Source organism: Moorena sp. SIO3I6, assembly GCF_010672095.1.
The window spans coordinates 1-5,098 of the sequence record NZ_JAAHHU010000313.1; the positions used below are offsets into that span (position 1 = coordinate 1).

The window sequence follows — 5,098 nt, forward strand, 5'->3', positions numbered from 1 at the left end:
ATCTGCACCCACAATCGTGAAGAATATTTGGGTGCAGCCATTGATAGCTTGCTACAGCAGGATTTTGCCGATTATGAAGTAATTGTGGTCGATAATGCCTCAAGCGATCGCACCCGTAACATAGTTGACCAACGCTTAGACAACTCTCGACTAAACTATATTTATGAACCCGTACTTGGTTTATCCGTAGCTCGTAACACCGGGGCGGCCACTGCCCGTGCTGCTATTTTAGCTTATCTGGATGATGATGCCGTTGCCAGTGCCCGTTGGCTTAAGACAATTTACGAAGCTTATCAAAGCAACGAGAAACTAGCAATTGCTGGTGGTAAAGTTACCCTATTGTGGCCAGATGGCATTACCTCTCCCTCCTGGTTGTCACCAGACCTAGCCGGAAATTTGGGAGCTTATGACCTAGGGGAAACCCTAATTGAGATCCAAAATCCTGGTTTGACTCCCAGAGGTTTAAATTACTCGATCAGGCGGACTTTCCTCAATAAAATCGGTGGTTTTGATGTCAATTTAGGTCGTGTGGGGAAAAATTTGTTATCTAATGAAGAGTTACATATGACAGAATTAGCTCTCCAGGATGGTTGGCATGTTGCTTATCTACCTGATGCTCTAGTGGCTCACAATGTTGCCCCAGAACGAATCAATAAACGTTGGTTTTTGAATCGTGGTTGGTGGCAAGGTATTAGCGAGTGTTACCGGGAACAATTGGTTGGTCGTGCTGGTACTGCCCAATTGTTACGGGGAGGTGAACGAATGATGCGAGGAATCTACAAATCCTTGAAGCACTTCCGCAATCCAGCTCTGCGCTTTGATAATTTGGTTTATGCCTATGGTCAAATCGGTTATCTGAGTGCAGTAATTAAAGGAATGCTACAAAGGAGCAACTCCTCTGTATCCCACAACCAGTCCAGTAATTAATGAGACTGGATAAGAGGTAATCTTATATTATATAGCAATCCGTGTAGGAATTGAGAGAATGTTTGTTCCCTGTTCCCTACTCCCTGCTCCCTGCTCCCTGTTCCCTGTTCCCAGATCCGCTGTTCCCTTTGCAATAGCACAGATACTTTTGGTTGATTGTTGACTGTTCAATGTTTACTGATAAGCCTTAATTTTAGTTAAGGTTTGCTGTTAGTTATTATTGGCCAATAGACTTTTAATAAAACTTCCACAATTGCAGGTGTTTAATTATGAAATCCCCTAACACTAAACTTCCGGTATCAGTTCTAATTCCAGCCAAAAATGAAGAGGCTAATTTACCAGCTTGTCTTGAGAGTGTTAATAGAGCAGATGAAGTGTTTGTTGTCGATTCCCAAAGCAGCGATCGCTCCATTGAAATTGTGGAAGAATACGGTGCAAACCTAGTTCAATTCCATTTTAATGGGTTTTGGCCCAAAAAGAAGAACTGGAGTTTAGACAATCTTGAATTCCGCAATCAATGGGTATTAATTGTTGATTGCGACGAGCGCATTACTCCAGAACTTTGGGATGAGATTGCTGTGGCAATCGAAAATCATGATTATAACGGCTACTATATCAATCGTAAAGTATTCTTCCTAGGACAATGGATTCGTTTTGGGGGCAAATATCCAGACTGGAATCTACGGTTGTTTAAACACGAAAAAGGTCGCTACGAAAACCTGAAAACGGAAGGAATTCCCAATACTGGAGACAACGAAGTCCATGAACACGTTGTCTTAGAAGGCAAAGCTGGCTATCTTGAAAATGATATGCTGCACATCGACTTTAAGGACATTTACCATTGGCTAGAACGGCACAATCGCTACTCTAATTGGGAAGCTCGTGTCTATCTGAATATACTAACAGGTAAAGATGACTCTGGCACCATCGGGGGAAATTTGTTTGGAGACGCCGTGCAGCGTAAGCGGTTTATGAAAAAAATCTGGGTTAGACTACCGTTTAAACCAATACTGCGGTTTATTTTATTTTACTTTATCCAGCTGGGCTTTCTAGATGGAAAAGCTGGTTACATTTATGGACGCCTGTTGAGTCAGTATGAATATCAAATTGGTGTCAAACTCTATGAGTTACAAAAGTTTAGCGGTAAGCTGAATGTAGAAAAAACTGAACCAGTACAGACACCAGTAACGCCAAAGCCATCAGTTGTCTCTACAAATACCTGAGTCTAAATTATGACTAATGACTTAAGTAAACTACCAGCGTTAGATTTAGAACCCTTAGTGGATTTACGCCAGTACGACCAATCTTGGTTTGACCGAGGACGTCCGGGCTGGTTAATCTTACTCTGGTGGTTGGTGCAAGCGATCGCATTTCCCTTAAGTCCTCATAACTTCAATGGCTTCCGCCGATGGCTGCTACAACTATTTGGAGCCAAAATTGGTACTAATGTGATCATTCGACCCACTGCTCGTTTTACTTACCCGTGGAAAGTAGAAGTTGGTGACTACAGTTGGATTGGGGATGATGTGGTTTTCTACAGCTTGGATAGGATTCGCATTGGTAGTCATTGCGTGATTTCTCAAAAATGTTACCTCTGTACTGGTAGCCACGATATGAAAGACCCAGCCTTTGGTTTAATCACATCTGAGATTAATATTGGTAACGGAGCCTGGATTGCCGCCGATTGCTTTGTTGCTCCCGGTGTCCACATTGGAGCTAATGCCGTAATTGGTGCTCGCAGCAGTGTTTTTAGTAATATCCCAGAGCAGCAAGTATGCTGGGGAATACCAGCACGTCCCCGCTATCGACGGGAAATCCAGGAAATAGGGAATAGGGAGTAGGGAGTAGGGAGTAGGGAGTAGGGAGTAGGGAGTAGGGAGTAGCTTACAAGGGTAGGTTTTTTACAAAGAAGCGAATAGGTACTTTTATTAGGTATAAACTTCTATCCATATCTATCAAAATACACCATCAATTTATGTAAATTTATACCTATATGTATTAAAATACACCATGATTTCCGGGATAATTCTCCCCATTTCCCGCTTTTCCCCTCCTGGGAGGGGTTAGGGGTGGGTTCCGATTCCCGATTCCCGACTCCCGACTCCCGACCCAAATGTAAAAAACCTACCCCTGTTAGATCTCCCCATCTCCCCATCTCCCCATCTCCCCATCTCCCCATCTCCCCATCTCCCCACACTCTTAATCATGGGTATTCAACCGGAGTTGATAATACAAGGGTAAGTTAACCAGATCCGGAAAAATTTTCGATAAGTTTCCGGATTTTCATTTTGCCAAAAGAAAAAGATAGTGGACCACTTTAAGTCAGGATTCCATAGTCATGGTTCACAAATTCATTTTCCAAGGTTCAGCTTACCTGTTGTCAGCGTCCGTGATGTGGCAAATGCTTCCCGCAACAGCCGGAATAGTACCTCGGAAGCATGACAATAGCAATGTTCGCACCTTCGAGATTGCTGGATTATTCGATGAGCTCCGCCAAATCCGTCGAGATGTTCAAGAGGTAACCAATACCATTCGTGAAGGCAGACGTATAATCCAAGGCACACGCGGAGTGGTTGATGAGTTTGATCAACTTGGGGACGACCTGAACTCTGGACGAGTGGTAAAGTCTTCTAACAATAATCCCTGTCGCAAAAATGGGTCTCAGAAATCCGTTGCTATCAATGAGCAGGTGATTTGTACCAAAGACGGAGCCTATGAGTTAAGTCAGGAATTGCGTAAGGTACTGATGATGACACAAACTCGAAACCTCTATATTGATGAGTTTTACGGCACGTTTTTGGACAAAGTCTTTAATCGTCCTGTTGAGTTTATGTTCGAGAATAAGGAGGAGATGACTTTAGAGAATCTTACGAAGGTGCTTGCTCTCTATGATCAGAAACGGTGGGATTATAGCAAAATCACACAGATTCTTTTCTCTCCCTCTACTAGTAAGGCTACTTTGATGTTTGGAAAACGCACCGAACCGGAAATTGTATCTGTCCCTGATTCCATTGGTGAGTTCTCAGATTCCGTATTTAAAATAAAATCTAAGTCTCCTTTCTTGAATCAAGAATAACTTGATAGGTAAGTTATCAGCGGTCAGTGGTCAGTGGTCAGCAGTCAGCTTATTTTATTTCGGACTTACGAAATTTAGTGGGTTTTGCCCCCCTAGCCCCCCAATTTTGGGGGGTAATGATGTCAAAGTCCCCCAGAATTGGGGGATTTAGGGGGCACTTGCCTAAGTCCTGTTATTCAAAAGCTGATAGCTGATAGCTGATAGCTGATAGCTGATAGCTGATAGCTGATAGCTGATCGCTGATAGCGTTAATCACTAAAACTAATTTGTGGTCCTTTTGGTACAATTCCAGAGGGATTAATAAAGGGATGACTCCTATAATAATGCTGCTTAATGTGGTCAATATTACAAGTTTCTTCTACCCCTGGCTGATGATAAAGGTCTTTGAGATAATTCCACAAATTGGGATAATCGAGAATTCGTCGCCAATTACATTTGAAATGGAAATAGTAAACTGAGTCAAAGCGTAGCAGAGTGGTAAACATACACCAATCGGCTTCTGTAATGCGATCGCCACAGAGATAACGCTGTTTACCTAACACCCCTTCCCAATAGTCAAGGGCATTAAAGAGGTCAGTTACTCCTTCTTCATAAGCTTGCTGAGTCGTAGCGAATCCAGCTCGATAAACACCATTATTAATAGGTTGGTAAATGGCATCAATGGTTTTATCAATCTCTTCTCGTAAATTCTCCGGATAAAAGCTGATATCCGACTGAGCAATCCCGTCGAACTCTAGGTCAAACATCCGAATAATTTCACGGGATTCATTGTTAACAATCGTGCCAGTTTCCTTATCCCAAAGTACTGGAACTGTCACCCGTCCGGTACAGTTAGGGTCAGCTTTGATATAAACTTCCCGCAGATAGCGAGCACCATTCACTGTATCAGGGATACAACCAGGCCCATCGGAAAATTCCCATCCATCTTTATCCATCAATGGGTCAACAATGGACAGGGTAATTGCTTGCTCCAATCCCTTTAAGGCTCGCATAATCAGAGTGCGGTGCGCCCAGGGACAAGCATAGGAAACATAGAGATGGTAGCGTCCAGAGGCTGGTTTATAGTCTGTGGAGCCATCAGCACGAATCCAATTA

At 43.1% G+C, this 5,098-nt stretch carries 6 protein-coding genes; 4 read left to right on the forward strand and 2 right to left on the reverse strand.

Features of this window, described 5'->3' with window-relative positions; translation table 11 throughout:
• The 3 genes from F6K49_RS34870 to hpsU form a co-directional block, all read left to right on the forward strand.
• Positions 1-927: glycosyltransferase family 2 protein (locus F6K49_RS34870; RefSeq protein WP_293104044.1), on the forward strand; the 927-nt coding region annotated here is incomplete at its 5' end.
• A 269-nt stretch (positions 928-1,196) separates the two neighbouring features.
• The gene (locus F6K49_RS34875; RefSeq protein ID WP_293104049.1) at positions 1,197-2,150 is read left to right on the forward strand and encodes a glycosyltransferase family 2 protein; all 954 of its coding nucleotides are present in this window, start codon (positions 1,197-1,199) and stop codon (positions 2,148-2,150) included.
• A gap of 9 nt (positions 2,151-2,159) precedes the next feature.
• Complete coding sequence (hpsU, locus tag F6K49_RS34880) at positions 2,160-2,768, forward strand: hormogonium polysaccharide biosynthesis acetyltransferase HpsU (RefSeq protein WP_293104052.1); 609 nt, start codon at positions 2,160-2,162, stop codon at positions 2,766-2,768.
• A gap of 101 nt (positions 2,769-2,869) precedes the next feature.
• On the opposite strand, the gene F6K49_RS34885 is transcribed toward hpsU, so the two are convergent.
• Positions 2,870-3,106, reverse strand: coding sequence for a hypothetical protein (locus F6K49_RS34885; protein ID WP_293104055.1), 237 nt, complete (start codon positions 3,104-3,106; stop codon positions 2,870-2,872).
• Positions 3,107-3,265: 159 nt separating this feature from the next.
• On the opposite strand from F6K49_RS34885, the gene F6K49_RS34890 reads away from it, so the two are divergent.
• Positions 3,266-4,003, forward strand: coding sequence for a hypothetical protein (locus F6K49_RS34890; protein ID WP_293104058.1), 738 nt, complete (start codon positions 3,266-3,268; stop codon positions 4,001-4,003).
• 248 nt (positions 4,004-4,251) lie between these two features.
• On the opposite strand, the gene F6K49_RS34895 is transcribed toward F6K49_RS34890, so the two are convergent.
• The coding region (locus F6K49_RS34895; RefSeq protein ID WP_293104061.1) for a glutathione S-transferase family protein at positions 4,252-5,098 on the reverse strand (847 nt) is incomplete at its 5' end.